Origin of the sequence: Jiangella asiatica, from assembly GCF_004349065.1 — a bacterium.
Classification (GTDB): domain Bacteria; phylum Actinomycetota; class Actinomycetes; order Jiangellales; family Jiangellaceae; genus Jiangella; species Jiangella asiatica.
In genome coordinates, this window is sequence record NZ_SMKZ01000002.1 from 163,827 (window position 1) to 181,436 (window position 17,610).

The window sequence follows — 17,610 nt, forward strand, 5'->3', positions numbered from 1 at the left end:
CCGGCACACATCAGACACTGACCACCGTTCGAAGAGCGAGAGAGCAGGAGCAACGATGGCGGAGCTGACAATCCGTCCCGAGGAGATTCGCGAGGCGCTCAACGCCTTCGTCGAGTCCTACCAGCCGGCGGCCGCCGTCCGCGAAGAGGTCGGCCACGTCGCCATCGCCGGCGACGGCATCGCCCGTGTCGAGGGCCTGCCGTCGGCCATGGCCAACGAGCTGCTGGAGTTCGAGGACGGGACCCTCGGCCTGGCGCTGAACCTCGACGTCCGCGAGATCGGTGTCGTCGTCCTCGGTGACTACGCCGGCATCGAGGAGTGCCAGACGGTCCGCCGTACCGGCGAGGTGCTGTCCGTACCCGTCGGCGACGCCTTCCTCGGCCGTGTGGTCGACCCGCTGGGCCAGCCGCTGGACGGCCTGGGCGAGATCAAGGCCGAGGGCCGCCGCGCTCTGGAGCTGCAGGCTCCGTCCGTCGTGCAGCGGCAGAAGGTCGCCGAGCCGTTGCAGACCGGCATCAAGGCCATTGACGCCATGACGCCGATCGGCCGCGGTCAGCGTCAGCTGATCATCGGTGACCGGCAGACCGGCAAGACCACGGTCGCCGTCGACACCATCCTCAACCAGATCGACAACTGGAAGAGTGGCGACAAGAAGAAGCAGGTCCGCTGCATCTACGTCGCGACCGGCCAGAAGGGCTCCACCATCGCGGGCATCCGGCAGCAGCTGGAGGAGGCCGGCGCGCTGGAGTACACCACCATCGTCGCCGCGCCGGCCTCCGACGCCGCCGGCTTCAAGTACCTGTCTCCCTACACCGGCTCCGCCATCGGCCAGCACTGGATGTACCAGGGCTACCACGTCCTGATCGTCTTCGACGACCTGTCCAAGCAGGCCGAGGCCTACCGTGCGGTGTCGCTGCTGCTGCGCCGCCCGCCGGGCCGCGAGGCGTACCCGGGCGACGTGTTCTACCTGCACTCCCGGCTGTTGGAGCGCTGTGCGAAGCTCTCCGACGAGCTGGGTGGTGGCTCGATGACCGGCCTGCCGATCATCGAGACCAAGGCGAACGACGTCTCGGCGTTCATCCCGACCAACGTCATCTCCATCACCGACGGGCAGTGCTTCCTCGAGACCGACCTGTTCCACTCCGGTGTCCGGCCGGCCATCAACGTGGGTATCTCGGTCTCCCGAGTCGGTGGCGACGCGCAGATCAAGGCGATGAAGACGGTCGCCGGAACGCTGCGCCTGGACCTCGCGCAGTACAACGAGCTCAAGGCGTTCGCCGCGTTCGCCTCCGACCTCGACCCCACCAGCAAGGCGCAGCTGGACCGTGGCGAGCGGCTGACGGAGCTGCTCAAGCAGCCGCAGTCCTCGCCACTGCCCGTGGGCCGGGAGGTCGTCGCCATCTGGTCGGGCACCACCGGCAAGCTCGACGAGGTCCCGGTCGAGGACATCCGCCGGTTCGAGGCGGAGTTCCTGGACTTCATCGCGCGTGAGCAGGGCTCGGTCTTCGAGAGCATCGAGGCCTCGGGCAAGCTGTCCGACGACGACGTCAAGACGCTGGAGGAGGCGGTCGACGACTTCAAGCAGCAGTACGTCACCGTGTCCGGCCAGCCGCTGATCAAGGACGAGCCGGTCGAGGCTCTCGGCGAGGGCGAGGAGGACCTGACGGTGTTGCGCCGGCGCAAGCGCGAGCGGCAGGACATCGAGGAAGCCGCCCGTCCCGACACGGGCGAGTGACCGTGGCCGCAACCCCGTACCGAGGCGCTGAAGGGAGGTCGTCCGACTAATGGGTGCACAGCTTCGTGAGCTGCGGCAGCGCATCCGCTCCGTCGAGTCCATCAAGAAGATCACTCGTGCCCAGGAGCTGATCGCGACCTCGCGGATCGCCCGGGCGCAGCAGTACGCCGAGGCCGCCCGGCCGTACAGCCGGGCGCTGGTGACAGCGATGGAGGCCGCCGCTGAGCGGGCCCGGCTGGACAACCCGCTGCTGGAGGGCGTCGAGGAACCGCGCCGCTCGGCCGTCCTCGTCGTCACCAGCGACGGCGGCTTCGCCGGCGCCTACTCGGCCAACGTCATCCGGCAGAGCGAGGCGCTGTCCGGGCTGCTGCGCGACCAGGGCCAGGAGACGGTGCCGTACGTCGTGGGCAAGAAGGGCGTGACCTGGTTCAGGTTCCGCGGCCGTGAGCTCGGTGGCGACTATCAGGGCTTCACCGGCAAGCCGTCCTACGCCGACGCCCGGCGCATCGCCGACGACCTGCTCGAGGCGATCAACACGCCGACCGAGGAAGGCGGCGTCGACGAGATCCACATCGTGTCGACGCACTTCCGCAACATGGTCACCCAGGAGGTTCGGGCCCGCCGGCTGTTCCCGATCATGGTCGAGGAGGTGCCGGACGAGCTGTACCACGCCGAGGCCGGCGCCGTCCGCGGCGATGCCGAGAGCCAGTCCGCGCCGGCCGCCAGCGCCTCGTCGTCGAACGGCCGCGGCGAGCGCTCCGAGGTGCTGCCGCTGTACGAGTTCGAGCCGTCGGCCGACGAGGTTCTCGACGCGCTGCTGCCGCAGTACGCTGGCAACCTCGTCTACACGGCGCTGCTGGACGCGGCAGCCTCGGAGTGGGCCGCGCGCCGTCGGGCCATGAAGAACGCCACGGACAACGCTGGTGAGCTGCAGGAGACGCTCACCCGGCAGTCCAACTCGGCACGCCAGGCCGAGATCACCCAGGAGATCAGCGAGATCGTCGGCGGCGCGGACGCGCTGGCGGCCGCAGGGAGCGAGTAGGAATCATGACTGCCACGGTTGAAGAGACCGCCGTCGCCACCGGCCGGGTGGTCCGGGTCATCGGCCCCGTCGTCGACGTCGAGTTCGGCGGCGGCCACATGCCCGGCATCTACAACGCACTCGAGGTCGACGTGAAGCTGGCCGATGAGGCCGGCGGCGACCGCACGCTCACGCTCGAGGTCGAGCAGCACATCGGCGACGGGTTGGTGAAGGCCATCTCGATGCAGCCCACCGACGGCCTCGTCCGCGGTACCGTAGTCCGCGACACCGGCAGGGGCATCTCGGTGCCGGTCGGCGACGGCGTCAAGGGCCACGTGTTCAACGCCCTCGGCAAGCCGCTCGACGTCGACGAGTCGGAGATCGAGGTCAGCGAGCGCTGGGAGATCCACCGCGATCCGCCGCCGTTCGCCGACCTCGAGGGCAGCACGCAGATGCTCGAGACCGGCATCAAGGTGCTCGACCTCCTCACCCCGTACATCCAGGGTGGGAAGATCGGCCTGTTCGGTGGTGCTGGTGTCGGCAAGACGGTGCTCATCCAGGAGATGATCACTCGTGTCGCTCGCAACTTCGGCGGCACCTCGGTGTTCGCCGGTGTCGGCGAGCGCACCCGTGAGGGCAACGACCTCTGGGTCGAGATGGGCGAGGCCGACGTCCTCAAGGACACCGCCCTGGTGTTCGGCCAGATGGACGAGCCGCCCGGCACCCGCATGAGGGTGGCGCTGTCGGCGCTGACCATGGCCGAGTACTTCCGCGACGTCCAGAAGCAGGACGTGCTGCTGTTCATCGACAACATCTTCCGGTTCACCCAGGCCGGCTCCGAGGTCTCCACGCTGCTGGGCCGCATGCCGTCCGCCGTCGGTTACCAGCCGACGCTGGCCGACGAGATGGGCGAGCTGCAGGAGCGCATCACGTCCACGCGTGGCCACTCCATCACGTCGATGCAGGCCATCTACGTCCCGGCCGACGACATCACCGACCCGGCGCCGCACACCGCGTTCGCGCACCTCGACGCCCGGACGGTGCTATCGCGGCCGATCTCGCAGCTGGGCATCTACCCGGCCGTCGACCCGCTCGACTCCTCGAGCCGGATCCTCGACGCCGCGTACCTCGGCGAGGACCACTACCGCATCGCGACGAGGGTGAAGGAGATCCTGCAGAAGTACAAGGAGCTGCAGGACATCATCGCCATCCTCGGTGTCGACGAGCTGTCCGAGGAGGACAAGGTCACCGTCAACCGCGCTCGGCGGCTGCAGCGGTTCCTGTCCCAGAACATGTTCGTCGCGGAGTCGTTCACCGGTCAGCCCGGCGTGTTCGTGCCGCTCCAGGAGTCGCTGGAGTCCTTCGACGCGATCACCAAGGGTGAGTACGACCACCTGCCCGAGCAGGCCTTCAGCTACGTCGGCAACATCGAGGACGCGGAGAAGAAGGCGCGGGAGCTCGCGTCCTGACTCGAATCCCTCAGGCCGAAACCGCTGGCTGCTCTTTCGTGGTGGGCCGGGAGTTGGCTAGGGGCGCTGCTCGCAAGCTCGCTTTGACGCGCCCCACGCCAATCTCCCGGCCCACCCGACGCACCCGGCGGCTCCGGTCCTCCGAGTGCTCGATAGAGTCCGCGTAAGCGTGGGAAGGGAAACAACGTGGCCGAAGAGCTGAACGTCGAGGTGGTGGCTGCCGACCGGCAGGTGTGGTCCGGCACCGCCTCCATCGTGATCGCCCGGACGCCGGAGGGTGAGATCGGCATCATGCCCGGTCACGAGCCGGTCCTCGGACTGCTAGTCGCTGGCGCGGTGACGGTGCGCTCCACCAGCGGTGAGGCCGTCGTGGTGGCGGTGTCCGGAGGCTTCCTGTCGGTCTCGGAGAACCACATCGCCATCCTCGCCGAACAGGCCGAGCTCGCCGGTGAGATCGACACTGCCGAGGCCGAGGCCGAGCTCGCCGCTGCGGAAGACGACGGCGAGGGTGCCCGGCGTTGGGCCCAGGCCAGGCTTGACGTCGCGAGCAGCCGGTAGATCTGAGATCATCGGATCGACGCTCGGGGGAGGTGATCGGTGGCGCTGGTGTCGTGGACGCTGCTCGTGCTGGGTGCGCTCGCGCTGGCCGCTGTGCTGGTCCTCCTCGCCCTGTACGTGCGCCGCGCCGTCCTGCAGCGAGACGGTGGCTTCGACATGTGTGTGCGCGCCGACAGCCACGACGGCTGGGCCGGCGGCTGGGCGTTCGGCATCGGCCGCTACCGCCGGGACACCCTCGAGTGGTTCCGCACCTTCAGCTTCACCACCTGGCCCAAGCGCACCTTCCGGCGCACCGAGCTGGCCGTCGAGCGCCGTCGTGAGCCCGACGCGGAGGAGACGTACGAGTTGCCGGCCGGCCACGTCGTCCTCATCTGCACCACCCGCGACGGTACGGTCGAGGTGTCCATGACCGACGCCGCCGCCACGGCTTTCCTTGCCTGGCTGGAGGCGGCGCCACCCGGGGGTCAGTTCGTCGGCTGAGCGCTCAAGGGCGTACCGTTTCTGCACGTTCCCGGCGATCGCCGGGCATCATGGACGCCGTTGGCGGACGTACGGTGAACGGGCAGGGTGGAAACGGCGAAAGGTTCGGCGCGAGTGGAGAGATTTCGGGTCACGGGCGGTAGCTCGCTGCGCGGACAGGTGCGGGTCAGTGGCGCCAAGAACAGCGCGTTGAAGCTCATGGCCGCGGCGCTGCTCGCCGAGGGCCGCACGGTCCTGCACGACGTGCCGGCCATCACCGACGTCGAATACATGGCCGAGCTGTTGCGCCAGCTCGGCGCCGACGTCCACCGCGAGGGCTCCACCGTCGTCATCGACGTCCCGGAGAAGATCAACCACGAGGCGCCTTATCACCTCGTCCGTCGGTTGCGGGCCTCCATCTGCGTGCTCGGACCGCTGGTGGCCCGCTGCGGCGCCGCCGACGTCGCGCTGCCCGGCGGCGATGCCATCGGCTCGCGCGGCCTCGACATGCACATGTCCGGCCTGGAGAAGCTGGGCTCCGGGGTAGAGATCGAGCACGGCTTCGTCGTGGCCCGGGCACCCCAAGGCCTCCGTGGCACCACGATCTGGCTCGACTTCCCCAGCGTCGGCGCCACCGAGAACATCCTGATGGCCGCGGTTCTCGCCAAGGGCACCACGGTCATCGACAACGTCGCGCGCGAGCCGGAGATCGTCGACATCTGCCGCATGCTGGGCGACATGGGCGCCAAGATCGACGGCGCGGGCACGTCGACGCTGCGGGTCGAGGGCGTCGACCGCATGGTGCCGACCGAGCACACCACCATTCCCGACCGCATCGTGACCGGCACGTGGGGTGTCGCCGCGGTCATGACGCGCGGCGACATCACCATCACCAACGGCCGGCCCGAGCACCTGGAGATCGTCCTCGACAAGCTCGGTGCCGCCGGCGCGGTGGTGGAGTCCACCGACGACGGACTGCGGGTGGCCATGTCCGGCCGGCCCCGCGCCATCGACGTCGTCACCCTGCCGTACCCGGGTTTCCCGACCGACCTGCAGCCGATGATCGTCGCGCTGGACGCCGTCGCCGACGGCACGGCCATGATCACCGAGAACGTCTACGAAGCCCGGTTCATGTTCGTCAACGAGCTGGTCCGCCTGGGCGCCGAGGTCCGAATCGACGGGCACCACGCCGTAGTGCGCGGCCGGCCCGTGCTGTCCGGTGCCCCGGTCGTCACCACCGACATCCGGGCCGGTGCCGGCCTGGTGCTGGCCGGGCTGGTCGCGGAGGGGGAGACACTGGTGTCGGCGGTGCACCACATCGATCGGGGATACCCCGACTTCGTCGGTCAGTTGCAGGGCCTGGGTGCGGACGTCGTCCGCGAGCCGGACCCGGACCACTTCGATGACTGACCTGAAGAGCGAGCCGGTCGCGGGTGAGCCCGTCGGCGACGACGATCCGCCGGGGAGATCTCTTCGCCGGCATCTGACGCCCGGGCGCATCGGCCTGGGCGTCTATCTCGTGGTCCTGGTCGGCTACAGCGGCGTCGAGGGCATTCCGATGGACCGGGTCGGCCAGACCGGCTGGATCATCATCGGGATGGTCGCCGCCAAGATCGGCCGGCCGTGGCGCGAGCACCTGCGCACGGTCCTGGACTGGCTGCCGCTGCTGGCCGCCCTCATTCTCTACGACCACACCCGTGGCATCGCCGACACACTGGGCATGCCGTTGCACGTGGGCGACCTCGCCGACCTGGAGAGGTGGCTGTTCGGCGGCACCGTCCCCACGGTCTGGCTCCAGGAGCAGTTCTTCCAGTCGAGCGTGCGCTGGTGGGATGTCGGCATTGCCATCGTCTACTTCAGCCACTTCGTGGTGCCGTGGGCGCTGGCCGCGTGGTTCTACATGTGGTCCCGGCAGCGGTGGGTGTCCTACATCCGCCGGGTGCTGCTGCTGACCTACACCGGGCTGCTCACGTACGTGCTGCTTCCGGCCGCGCCGCCGTGGTTCGCGGCCGCGCGCACCGGCGACATCGAGGATCCGGTGTACCGGCTGGTCGGTCGCGGCTGGAACGAGCTGGGCCTGCGCAGTGCAGACGTCTGGCTGTCCGACGCCCAGGGCGGTGCCAACGAGGTCGCGGCGCTGCCGTCGCTGCACGCCGGCTTCGCGATGCTCGTCGCGGTGACGCTGTGGCCGCTGGCGCGGCACTGGGCGCTGCGGGTCCTCGTGGCCGCCTTCCCACTCGCGATGGCGTTCACGCTGGTCTACGGCGGCGAGCACTACGTCGTCGACGTCCTCATGGGCTGGCTGTACGTGGCCGCCGTCATGGTGCTGGCGCACCTGTGGGAGCGCTGGCGGGCGGCCCGCACCCCGGCCCCGGTCGCGGAGGCCACGATCACCGTCGTCGACGCGGCGATCCCCGTCAGCGACGCGGCGGTCGTCGAGACGCCGGCACCGACGGGCGGGCCGGCGGTGACGGACCACGAAGCAGTGAAAGGAAGGCAACAGGCATGACGCGCAGGGTGGCAGTCATCGGCGCCGGGCTGATGGGGTCCGGCATCGCCCAGGTGGCGGCGGTCGGCGGGTGGGACGTCGTACTGCGCGACCTCGACGACGACGCCGTCGCGCGCGGCCGGGCGGCCATCGAGACCAGCACCGCGAAGTTCGTCGAGAAGGGCCGTCTGTCCGAAAGCGACCGCGAGGCCGCGCTGGGCCGCATCACCACCACGACCGCCCTCGACGCGGCCGCGGACGCCGACGTCGTCGTCGAGGCCGTCTTCGAGAATGTCGACGTCAAGCGGGAGCTCTTCACCGAGCTGGACCGCGTCTGCCGCGACGGCGCCGTGCTGGCCACCAACACCAGCGCCATCCCGATCACCAAGATCGCCGCGGCCACCCGCCGTCCGGAGGACGTCGTCGGCACCCACTTCTTCTCACCGGTGCCCATGATGGCGCTGTGCGAGCTGGTCCGCGGGCAGCACACCTCGGACCAGACGCTCGCCACGGCCCGCGAGTTCGCCGAGTCCGCCGGCAAGACGTGCATCGTCGTCAACCGCGACGTCGCCGGGTTCGTCACGACGCGGCTCATCAGCGCGCTCGTGGTCGAAGCGGTCAAGCTGCACGAGTCCGGCGTGGCCACCGCCGAGGACATCGACATCGCTTGCAAGCTCGGCTTCGGCCACGCAATGGGCCCGCTGGCCACCACCGACCTCACCGGCGTCGACGTCCTGCACCATGCCACCGCCAACATCTGGGACGAGACCGCCGACCCGAAGTTCTTCCCGCCCGAGCTCCTGCGCCGCATGGTCGACGCCGGCCAGCTCGGCCGCAAGACCGGGCGTGGCTTCTACGAGTACTGACGGTGCGGTCGACGCCGATCGCGCGCGGAGGCGGCGCCCACGGACACGAACGATCAGGTGACGACGCGGCCGGCGCCGGAGGCGTCACGAAGTAGTGGGGCGGCGCCATGTCCCGTTGCCGCGCCGGGTCGACGCCGGTTCGATGGCGGTGCCGGTTCCGGTCGTGGTCGCGCGGCGGGTGTTGCGGCGCACGGACGCGGAGTGAGTGAGCTCCTCGCGCCGGCGCGGCAGCAGCAGCCGGGTCGTCACCAGCTTGGCCCGGTCGCGGCGGCGTGAGCGCTCGCGCCGGGCGAGGTCGGCGGCGCCGATGAGGCCGGCCTCGTTGCCCAGGGCCGCCCGAACCACCGTCGCCTCGGGCCGGAACCCACGGCCGGTGAGCGTTCGGCGAAACGACGTGCGCGCCGGCTCCAGCAGCAGGTCGCCGACGTCGGACACGCCGCCGCCGATGACGAACAGGCCGGGGTCGAACGCCGCGGCGAGGTTGGCCAGGCCGACCCCGAGCCACTGCCCGATGTCCTCCAACAACTCCAGCGCGGCCGGGTCGCCCTGCGCGGCCAGCGCGCTGACCATCGGGCCGGTGATGCGCCGCGGGTCGCCCTGGCAGGCTTCCGCGATCCGGTAGGCGACCGGCGAGTCGTTGACGACGAGCTCCCGGGCCTCGCGGACCAGGACGTTGCCGCTGGCGTACTGCTCCCAGCAGCCGCGGTTGCCGCACTCGCAGCGGTGCCCGCCGGGCACGATGACCATGTGCCCGAACTCGCCGGCCACGCCGAACCGGCCACGGTGCAGCACGCCGTCGAGCACCACGCCGCCGCCGATGCCGGTGCCGAGGTTCACGCACACCACGTGGGACTCGCCCTGGGCGGCGCCGAAGCGGCACTCCGCCCACAGCGCGGCGTTGGCGTCGTTGTCGACGACGACGGGCAGGCGCACGCGCCGCTGGACGGCGTCGCGCAGCGGCTCGTTGCGCCAGGCCAGGTGGGGAGCGAAGAGCACGGAGGACTGAGTGCCGTCGACGAAGCCGGCCGCACCGATGCCGACCGCGAGCACGTGGTGCCGCGCACCCAGCTCGGCGACGATGTCGGCGATGGTGTCCTCGACCTCGCGGGCGCTCTTGCTCTTGCTGGGTGTCTCGCGCCGGGTGCGGTCGATGATGTTCCCGTCGACGTCGACGACGCCGGCGGCCACCTTGGTGCCGCCGATGTCGATGCCGATGGTGGGCCGCAACGCCAGCCGGGAGACCCGCGTGCGCGTTGGAGACATCCCCCAAGTATGTCTGGGCGGGCTGTCGAGGGTGGCCGACGGGTTCAGCTCGGGCCGCCGGGCGGGTCGAGGATGCCCAGCCCGTACGCCGTCGTCACCGCGGCCGTGCGGTCGTCGACGTCGAGCTTGGCGAACACCCGCAGCAGGTGCGTCTTGACCGTCGCCTCTCCGATGTGCAGCCGCCGTCCGACCTCGGCGTTCGACAGCCCGGTGGCGACCGCCGCCAGCACCTCGCGCTCACGCGGCGTCAGCTGCGGGGCCGCCGGCGTGCGCATCCGCCGCACCAGCCGGGCCGCCACCGGCGGGGCGAGCACCGTCTCGCCTCGGTAGGCCGCCCGGACAGCCTCGGCCAGCTGCACCCGCGGGGTGTCCTTGAGCAGGTAACCGGTGGCGCCGGCCTCGACCGCGCGGACGATGTCGGAGTCGGTGTCGTACGTGGTGAGCACGAGGATGCGGGCGTCGGGCCACTCGGCGACGATGCGCGCGGTGGCCTCGGCGCCGTCGAGCCGGGGCATCCGCAGGTCCATGAGGATGACGTCGGGCCGCAGCTGGCGGGCCAGCGTGACCGCCTCGTCGCCGTCGCCGGCCTCGCCGACGACCTCGAGATCGTCCTCAGCGCCGAGCATCCCGGCCAGGCCCGTCCGCACGACCGGGTGGTCGTCGACCAGCAGCAGCCGCAACGTCGTCACGGGCGCCCACGCTACCGGCACGGCCGCTGTCAGCTCCCGTCACTGAGACCCGATGGTCCGTCGCGAGGCCGTGGAGCGCGCAGGGCTGCCGCGGCTCGCGCGGGCACAAGATCCACAGGTCCGAGGCCGTCGCCTGGTAGAGGCGGTACGGTGCCGGTCCGGTCACGTCCTGCCGGGTCAGCCGGGTGACGTCGCGGCCGTCGTCGCGGGGGTAGACGGTCAGCGCGCGGTCGACGTCGTCGCCGGACAGCTCACGCGCCTCACCGACCGCGTACACGGCGCGGCCGTGGTACGGCTCGACGGTGGAGTCGAAGACGACCAGGCTGACCTGCGGACGTTCGGCCAGATGGCGGGAGTGGCGGGCGTCGACGGCGGAGGTCCAGCAGAACTCCCGATCGCCCGCCGGTGCGAAGTAGACCGGGGAGGTCCACGGCCGCCCGTCGGCGTCGACCGTCCCCAGGGTCAGGTAGAGGTTGGCATCGATGATGGATCGGGCGTGTGCCGCGAGGTCGTCGAGCGTCATGGGCGCCACCCTCGCACGTGATGGCCCGGCGCGGGAGTCGTCACGCGACGGTGGCACGCACGGTGCTGCCGGCGCCCGGCGCGCTGATGACCTCCAGGCGGCCGCCGACCTGCTCGACCCGGGCCCGCATGCCGCGCAGGCCGTACCCGTCGCCCGCGGCGCGGACCGGCTCGAAGCCGCGCCCGTCGTCGACGACGGCGACCGTGGCGGCGCCGCCCGGGCCGGGCCGGAACCGCAGTGCGACGGTGACCCGGCTGGCCCCGGCGTGCTTGCGGACGTTCGTCAGCGCCTCCTGGGCGGTGCGGAGCAGGACCACCTCGACGTTGGGCTCCAGCGGCTGGGCCCGGCCGTCGACCTCGACTCTGACGTCGAGGCCGGTCTCGTCGGCGAACCGGGTGGCGATCCGCTCGATCGCCTCCGGCAGCGAGGCGCCCTGCAGGCTCACCGGCGTCAGCGAGCTGACCAGCGCGCGGGCCTCGGCGAGGTTGTCACGGGCGGTGCGCTCCAGCAGTGCCAGCCGCTCGCGGGCGGCGGCCGGGTCGCGGTCCAGCGCTACCTCGACGGCCTGCGCCAGCGTCAGGATGCTGGTGAAGCCCTGGGCCAGGGTGTCGTGGATCTCGTGGGAGAGTCGCTGCCGCTCGGCCAGCACGCCGCGGGAGTGCTCCATCTCGGCCAGTTCGCTGCGGGTGCGTTCGAGCTCGTCGATCAGCGCCGCGCGCCTCTCGGCCTGGATGAACACGCTCGTGATGAACAGCCCCATGAGCAGGGAGAGCCCGATCTGCATGGCGACCTGCGGCGCGATGTCACGTACCGCGGCCAGCGTCCAGCCGTCGCGTGCGACCTCCACCAGCGCCAGGCCGACCATGCAGGCGAACGTCGCCGCGACTGCCCAGCGGGTGGACAGGAAGATCCAGATGTGTGGGATCAGCCCGAACAGCAGGAAGTAGGCCACGAAGATCTCGCTGCCGACGAGCACGTACAGGCCGGCCCAGCTGACGGTCAGCTGGATCGGCGTGCGCCAGTCGCGCTCTTCGGTCTCCAGCAGCCGGCGGCCGATCAGCAGGTAGACGACTGCCATGGTGGCGACCACCAGCAGCCCGATCAGACGGTTTCGGCTGGACAGGTCGTCGGAGCTGCCGATCATCAGGGCGAGCAGCCCCAACAGCCCGAGGTAGACGGCGTGGAAGCCTACCGCGGTGCGCTGCCAGAACGTGTCCAGGTCCGCGAGACTGCTGCTCGGCGCCGTGCCCACGGCCGCACCGGACGCCGTCGGGCCCGGCCCCGTCAGCCGTCGTCCCTCCGGCGCCACCGGAACGTCCGCACGCAGACGATCAGGCCCAGGATCAGCCACACCGCCAGGACCAGCGCGGTCGAGCCGTGCTGCCATGATCCGGACACCTCCACGTCCTCGAAGTGGTCGGGCAGGAACACCGAGCGCATGCCCTGTGCCGTCCACTTCAGCGGGAACACCGACGCGATGTTCTGCAACCAGCTTGGCAGGTCGGTGTAGACGAAGAACACGCCGGAGATGAACTGCAGGATGATCAGTGGGCCGACGACGACGGCCGATGCGCTCTTCGCCGACCTCGGAACCGACGAGAACGCGATGCCCAGCACGGTGCCCGCGGCCGTGCCCAGCGCGTAGCACCAGGCGAAGGTCAGCCAGCGGTCCGGCTCGGTGGGCAGCTCGGCACCGAATGCCAGCGCCGCGACGGCCAGCAGCAGCGCGATCTGCGCGACACCGACGACGAGGATCATGCCGATCTTGCCGAGGAAGTAGGCCATCGGCGGCATCGGGGTGCCGCGCAGCCGCTTGAGCGTGCCGTCCTCGCGCTCGATGGCCAGGCTCAGTGCCATGGTCTGGAAGCTCACCAGCGCGATGCCGGAGGCGACCATGCCGGGCAGGAAGTACTGCGCGAAGTCGATCGGTCCTTCGTCTGGCCCGATCTGTTCGCTGAAGGCCACCGCGAAGATCCCGAGCATGATGATCGGGAACAGGAACGAGAAGATGACGGAGTCCCGCTCGCGGAAGTACATCGCGATCTCGAGCCGGGTCCGGGCCGCGGCGATGCGCGGCGTGCTGGGTCGCGACGCCGTATGGGGGCGGCGGTCCGGCCCGGTGCGGATGAGGCTGCTCATGAGGGCACTGGCTCCTGCGGGTCGGCGGGCTGGATGGTGGATCGGGCGGTGGACGGCGAGGGGTGCGCCGACGCCGTCGTCGCCGCGCCGTCGATGAGCCGGAGGTAGACGTCCTCCAGCGTCGGCCGGGTGACGGTGAGCGCTGGCACCTCGGCGCCCAGCCGGGCGGACAGCTCGGCGACCAGGGCGGTCGGCTCGCTGGTGCGCGCGGTGCGCGGCACGCCGTCCTCCGTCCACCCCACGATCGCCTGGTCCTGGTCGCGGCCGCCGAGGCGGTCCGGCGTGTCGAGGGCGACGATCCGCCCGGCGGTGATGACGCCGAGGCGGTCGGCCAGGTGCTCGGCCTCGTCGAGGTAGTGCGTGGTGAGGATGATCGTGGTGCCGCCGTCGGCCAGCGAGGTGATGAGCGCCCAGAACTCCCGGCGCGCCTCGGGGTCGAAGCCGGTGGTGGGCTCGTCGAGGAACAGCAGCGCCGGGTGGCCCAGGATGCCCAGCGCGACGTCGAGCCGCCGGCGCTGGCCGCCGGAGAGATGCCGGGCCCGGGTACGCCGCTTCTCGTCCAGCCCGACCGCGGCGATGACCTCGTCTGGGTCGCGGGCGCCCGGGTAGTAGCCGGCGAAGTGGCCGACCAGCTCCTCGACGGTGATCTCGTCGTGGCCGCCGGAGCTCTGCAGCACGATGCCGATGCGTTTGCGCCAACCGGCGCCGGCGCTTTGGGGGTCGTGTCCGAGGACGCTGACGTCGCCGGCGTCGCGGTGCCGGTACCCCTCCAGGATCTCCACGGTGGTCGTCTTGCCAGCGCCGTTGGGGCCGAGCAGCGCGAACACCTCGCCGGTGCGGACGTCGAGGTCCAGCCCGTCGACGGCGGGCACACCGGCGTAGGACTTCCGCAGCCCGCGGACGCGAATGGCGGTGTCGGTCGGTTCGGTCATGGCTCCACGATCGGCCACCGGCCGGCCCGGGCGCGAGCGTCGCGTGGTGGGTGCCGGGGTCCACCGTCAGGTGGACCCCCTCAGACGCCGTGAGACGTCTAAGGCTCCTCAGAGGGAGCCTTAGCCCGCCGACGAGGCCGCAGGATGGGGCAGTCTCCCGATGTGTCACCCGCAGCCTCAGCACGATGCTCGTACCCAGAGAGAACGAGGAGTGGGAAACATGGGTGTCTACGGGGACTACGCAGCATCGATCATCCACGACCAGCGGTCGAAGGACCTGCAGGCGGAGGTGCGGCAGGACCGGCTGGCCCGGTCCGGCCGCGACGACAAGGACCGCTCGGACGGGCGCAAGGCGCGCCGGGCCACCGGTGCCCAGCCGCGGACGGCTTGAGACGTCAGGCACGGGCGGCCACTCTGCCGGGAGACGAAATTCGATGGCGCTGTCGGTGCCTGGTGGCAGGATGAATGACGTGGCCATTCACGTCGCTCGATCCGCCAGCTTGGTCGGCAGGGACCGGCAGCTCGCCGACCTGCGTCAGGCGTATGCGCAGGCGTGCTCGGGCGAGCCGGTCACGGTCCTGATCGGCGGTGAGGCGGGCATCGGCAAGACCCGCCTCACCGAGGACTTCACGGCCGAGGCCGGCCGGCTGGGCGCGCGCACCGTGATCGGGCAGTCGGTGCCGCTCGACGGTGAGGGCCCGGCGTTCGCGCCGTTCGTCGGCGCGGTGCGCGGCCTGCACGGCGAGGTCGGCACGGCCGGGCTGATCGAGCTGGCCGGTCCGGGCAGCGAGCGGCTGGCCAGCCTACTGCCGGAGCTCGGCGACCCGCCGGCCGACGGTCCGGAGGGCCGCGGCCGGCTGTACGAGGTCGTCACGTCCCTGTTGGAGCGGGCGGCGGCCGAGCATCCGCTGGTCGTGCTGCTCGAGGATCTCCAGTGGGCCGACCGCGCCAGCCGCGACCTGCTGCGCTTCGTGGCCCGCGGCGTCCGCGACACCAAGCTGCTCATCCTGGTCACGTACCGCACCGACGAGCTCCACCGCGGTCACCCGCTGCGGCCGCTGCTGGCCGAGCTGGACCGCCTGCGCCAGGTGCACCGCATCGAGCTGCCGCGGCTCGACCACGACGAGGTCGTCGCCCAGCTGCGCGGCCTGCTCGGCCGGCCGCTCGAACGCGGCCACGTCGACCGCATCTTCCAGCGCAGCGAGGGCATCCCGTTCTTCGTCGAGGAGCTGGCCTGGGTCGATGACGAAACCGGCCGCGCGGAGCTGCCCGGGTCCCTGCGCGACCTGCTGCTGGTCCGGGTCGAGCCGTTGTCGGAGGACACCCAGCGGCTGCTGCGGCTCATGTCCGCGGCGGGCAACCGGGTCGACCACGCCGTGCTGGAGGAGGTCTCCGGCAAGCAGAGCGGTGCCATGGAGACGGCGCTGCGCGAGGCGATCTCCTCCGGGGTCATCGTGGTCGACGGCGACGGCTACGCGTTTCGGCACGCGCTGCTGCGTGAGGCGCTGCACGACGACATGCTCCCCGGCGAGCACGCCCGGATGCACGCGCGCTACGCCGAGGCACTCGAGGCGCACCCGGAGCTCATGGCCAACGGGCCCACCGCGGCCGAGATCGCGCACCACTGGTACTCCGCGCACGACGTCGAGCGCGCCTTCGCCTGGTCGCTCGCCGCGGCCGACGAGCTGGTGCGCGGCTACGCGCATGCCACCGCTCAGCAGATGCTGGAACGCGCTTTGGAGTTGTGGGACCAGGTCGCAGAGCCCGACGCCGTCGCCGGCTCCTCCCGCCTCGACGTCGTGGTCCGTGCGGCTACCGAGGCCTACGCCGCCGGCGAGTTCGACCGCGCGCTGTCGCTGGTCAAGGAGGCGTTGCGGCTGGTCGACCGTGAGGCCGACCCCGGCCGGGCCGGCTGGCTGCTCGCGCACAAGGGCAACGTCCTCAACCGGTTGGGCAAGCCCGGCGCCATCGACGCGCTGCGCGAGGCCCGCGAGCTCATCCCGGCCGACCCGCCGTCGTTGCAGCGGGCCGAGGCGCTGGACTGGCTGGCCACCACCCTCATGCTCGACTGGAGCTTCGAGGAGTGCCTGGAGGTCGCCGACGAGGCCGAGCGGGTGGCCGAGGCTGTCGGCATGGCCCGTATCGTCGCCTCCGCACGCATCACCCGCGGCACGGCCTGGGTCCACATGGGTGACGCCGAGGCGGCGCTGGGCGAGATGCACCGCGCCGCAGGCACGGCCACGGCTGAGCGCGACCACTTGCACCGCTACTACGTCAATCTGTCCGACGCCTACACCCTGCTGGGTCGCTACCGCGACGCGGTCGACGTCGCCACCGAGGGCTATGCGCACGCCCGCGAACGCGGCCGCAAGCGCACCTCCGGAGTGGTGTTGGCCGGCAACGCCGCGGAACCCATGATGGCGCTGGGCGACTGGGACCGCGCCGAGCGGATGATCGAGCGCGGGCTCGAGCTGGTGCCGCCGCCCAACCACGAGCGGCACATGATCGGGCTGCAGGCCTGGCTGGGGCTGTGGCGCGGCGACGTCGACGCGGCATGGGCGGCGGTGGAGAAGCTCCGTGCCGGCATGACCCGGCGGGCCGTGCTGCCGCAGGACTCTCGGCTGGTGGCTCGGTTGCACGCCGACGTCGCGCTGGTCGCCGACCGTCCCGACGAGGCATGGGCGGTGGTCACCGAGGCCGTCGGCGACGACGTCCTGGCCGCCGTCGCCGGGTACGATCTCCCGCTGGCCTTCGCCGGCGCCCAGGCGCTGGGCGCACGCATCCGCGCGGCCGGCTCGGGCACTGACGGCGACGCCGACGCCGACCTCGATTCCGGGCTCAGCGCCGACCTTGCCTGGGTGCGCGAGCTCACCGCCCACACGTCCACCGGCTGGCCGGTCTCGCTGTGGCCGGTGCTGGTCGATGCCGAGCTGGCCGGCCGCGGCGGCGACGACCCGGACGCCTGGGCGCAGGCGTTGCGCGCACTCGACGAGGCCGAAGGGCCCGTGCACCTCATCCCGTACGCCGGGTACCGGCTCGGGCTGGCGCTGCTCGGGGGCGGCAACCGTGACGCCGCCGCCGACGCGCTGCGCGATGCCGCCGGCGCGGCCGAGAAGCTGGGCGCGGGGCTCTTCCGAGGATGGATCGACGAGCTGTCCCGTAGGGCGCACCTGCCGCTGGTCTCCGGGGTGCCCAGCGCACGCGGCGTCGCCACGGCAGGGCTCACCCTGCGCGAGCACGAAGTGTTGCGCCTCGTCGCCGCTGGACGCAGCAACCGCGAGATCGGCGAGGAGCTGTTCATCAGCGCCAAGACCGCCAGCGTGCACGTGTCGAACATCCTCGCCAAGCTCGGCGCCTCCGGACGGGGTGAAGCGGCGGCCATCGCCCACCGCGCGGGCCTGCTCGACAACACCGCCGCGTCCTGAGCCGCGCGAAGGTCTGACGGATGCCTCCGACACGGTGCTGGCC

Annotated in this window: 16 protein-coding genes; 10 read left to right on the forward strand and 6 right to left on the reverse strand. The window is 71.4% G+C overall.

The window, feature by feature from the left end; genetic code table 11:
- Positions 1–55: 55 nt before the first annotated feature.
- From atpA to E1269_RS02725, 8 genes are all read left to right on the forward strand, one after another.
- Positions 56–1,735, forward strand: a complete 1,680-nt coding sequence (gene atpA / locus E1269_RS02690; RefSeq protein ID WP_131890806.1) for a F0F1 ATP synthase subunit alpha — start codon at positions 56–58, stop codon at positions 1,733–1,735.
- A gap of 49 nt (positions 1,736–1,784) precedes the next feature.
- Entirely contained in the window at positions 1,785–2,777 is a 993-nt protein-coding gene (locus E1269_RS02695) for a F0F1 ATP synthase subunit gamma (protein ID WP_131890808.1), read from the forward strand.
- A 5-nt stretch (positions 2,778–2,782) separates the two neighbouring features.
- On the forward strand, positions 2,783–4,225 hold the full coding sequence (atpD, locus tag E1269_RS02700) for a F0F1 ATP synthase subunit beta (protein ID WP_131890811.1): 1,443 nt from the start codon (positions 2,783–2,785) through the stop codon (positions 4,223–4,225).
- A 186-nt stretch (positions 4,226–4,411) separates the two neighbouring features.
- Positions 4,412–4,783 carry a F0F1 ATP synthase subunit epsilon gene (locus E1269_RS02705; RefSeq protein ID WP_131890814.1) on the forward strand — a complete coding sequence of 124 codons (372 nt, stop codon included), beginning with the start codon at positions 4,412–4,414 and terminating at the stop codon, positions 4,781–4,783.
- A 39-nt stretch (positions 4,784–4,822) separates the two neighbouring features.
- Positions 4,823–5,263 (forward strand): DUF2550 domain-containing protein, encoded by a 441-nt coding sequence (locus tag E1269_RS02710; RefSeq protein WP_203432798.1) that lies wholly within the window; start codon positions 4,823–4,825, stop codon positions 5,261–5,263.
- Between the two features lie 114 nt (positions 5,264–5,377).
- The gene (murA, locus tag E1269_RS02715) at positions 5,378–6,652 is read left to right on the forward strand and encodes a UDP-N-acetylglucosamine 1-carboxyvinyltransferase (RefSeq protein WP_131890817.1); all 1,275 of its coding nucleotides are present in this window, start codon (positions 5,378–5,380) and stop codon (positions 6,650–6,652) included.
- Positions 6,645–7,751 (forward strand): phosphatase PAP2 family protein, encoded by a 1,107-nt coding sequence (locus E1269_RS02720; RefSeq protein WP_131890819.1) that lies wholly within the window; start codon positions 6,645–6,647, stop codon positions 7,749–7,751. The genes murA and E1269_RS02720 overlap by 8 nt, the downstream gene beginning before the upstream one ends.
- Positions 7,748–8,596, forward strand: coding sequence for a 3-hydroxyacyl-CoA dehydrogenase family protein (locus tag E1269_RS02725; RefSeq protein ID WP_131890822.1), 849 nt, complete (start codon positions 7,748–7,750; stop codon positions 8,594–8,596). The genes E1269_RS02720 and E1269_RS02725 overlap by 4 nt, the downstream gene beginning before the upstream one ends.
- A gap of 84 nt (positions 8,597–8,680) precedes the next feature.
- Here the strand turns inward: E1269_RS02725 and E1269_RS02730 are convergent, their stop codons facing one another.
- The 6 genes from E1269_RS02730 to E1269_RS02755 are packed head-to-tail and all read right to left on the reverse strand — an operon-like array spanning position 8,681 to position 14,142.
- Positions 8,681–9,859: an ROK family glucokinase gene (locus tag E1269_RS02730; RefSeq protein WP_131890825.1), complete on the reverse strand. Its 1,179-nt coding sequence runs from the start codon at positions 9,857–9,859 to the stop codon at positions 8,681–8,683.
- Positions 9,860–9,903: 44 nt separating this feature from the next.
- Positions 9,904–10,485 carry a response regulator gene (locus E1269_RS02735; protein ID WP_131891076.1) on the reverse strand — a complete coding sequence of 194 codons (582 nt, stop codon included), beginning with the start codon at positions 10,483–10,485 and terminating at the stop codon, positions 9,904–9,906.
- Entirely contained in the window at positions 10,472–11,071 is a 600-nt protein-coding gene (locus E1269_RS02740; protein ID WP_131890828.1) for a pyridoxamine 5'-phosphate oxidase family protein, read from the reverse strand. Before E1269_RS02740 ends, E1269_RS02735 begins: the two co-directional genes overlap by 14 nt.
- Positions 11,072–11,111: 40 nt before the next feature.
- On the reverse strand, positions 11,112–12,323 hold the full coding sequence (locus tag E1269_RS02745) for a sensor histidine kinase (protein WP_162606200.1): 1,212 nt from the start codon (positions 12,321–12,323) through the stop codon (positions 11,112–11,114).
- A 32-nt stretch (positions 12,324–12,355) separates the two neighbouring features.
- On the reverse strand, positions 12,356–13,210 hold the full coding sequence (locus tag E1269_RS02750) for an ABC transporter permease (protein WP_131890835.1): 855 nt from the start codon (positions 13,208–13,210) through the stop codon (positions 12,356–12,358).
- Positions 13,207–14,142: an ABC transporter ATP-binding protein gene (locus tag E1269_RS02755; RefSeq protein ID WP_131890838.1), complete on the reverse strand. Its 936-nt coding sequence runs from the start codon at positions 14,140–14,142 to the stop codon at positions 13,207–13,209. The genes E1269_RS02750 and E1269_RS02755 overlap by 4 nt, the downstream gene beginning before the upstream one ends.
- Positions 14,143–14,362: 220 nt before the next feature.
- Between E1269_RS02755 and E1269_RS32080 the strand changes: the two genes are divergently transcribed.
- The gene (locus tag E1269_RS32080; RefSeq protein ID WP_162606201.1) at positions 14,363–14,533 is read left to right on the forward strand and encodes a hypothetical protein; all 171 of its coding nucleotides are present in this window, start codon (positions 14,363–14,365) and stop codon (positions 14,531–14,533) included.
- Positions 14,534–14,612: 79 nt separating this feature from the next.
- The gene (locus E1269_RS33710; RefSeq protein WP_162606202.1) at positions 14,613–17,567 is read left to right on the forward strand and encodes a helix-turn-helix transcriptional regulator; all 2,955 of its coding nucleotides are present in this window, start codon (positions 14,613–14,615) and stop codon (positions 17,565–17,567) included.
- Positions 17,568–17,610 lie beyond the last annotated feature (43 nt).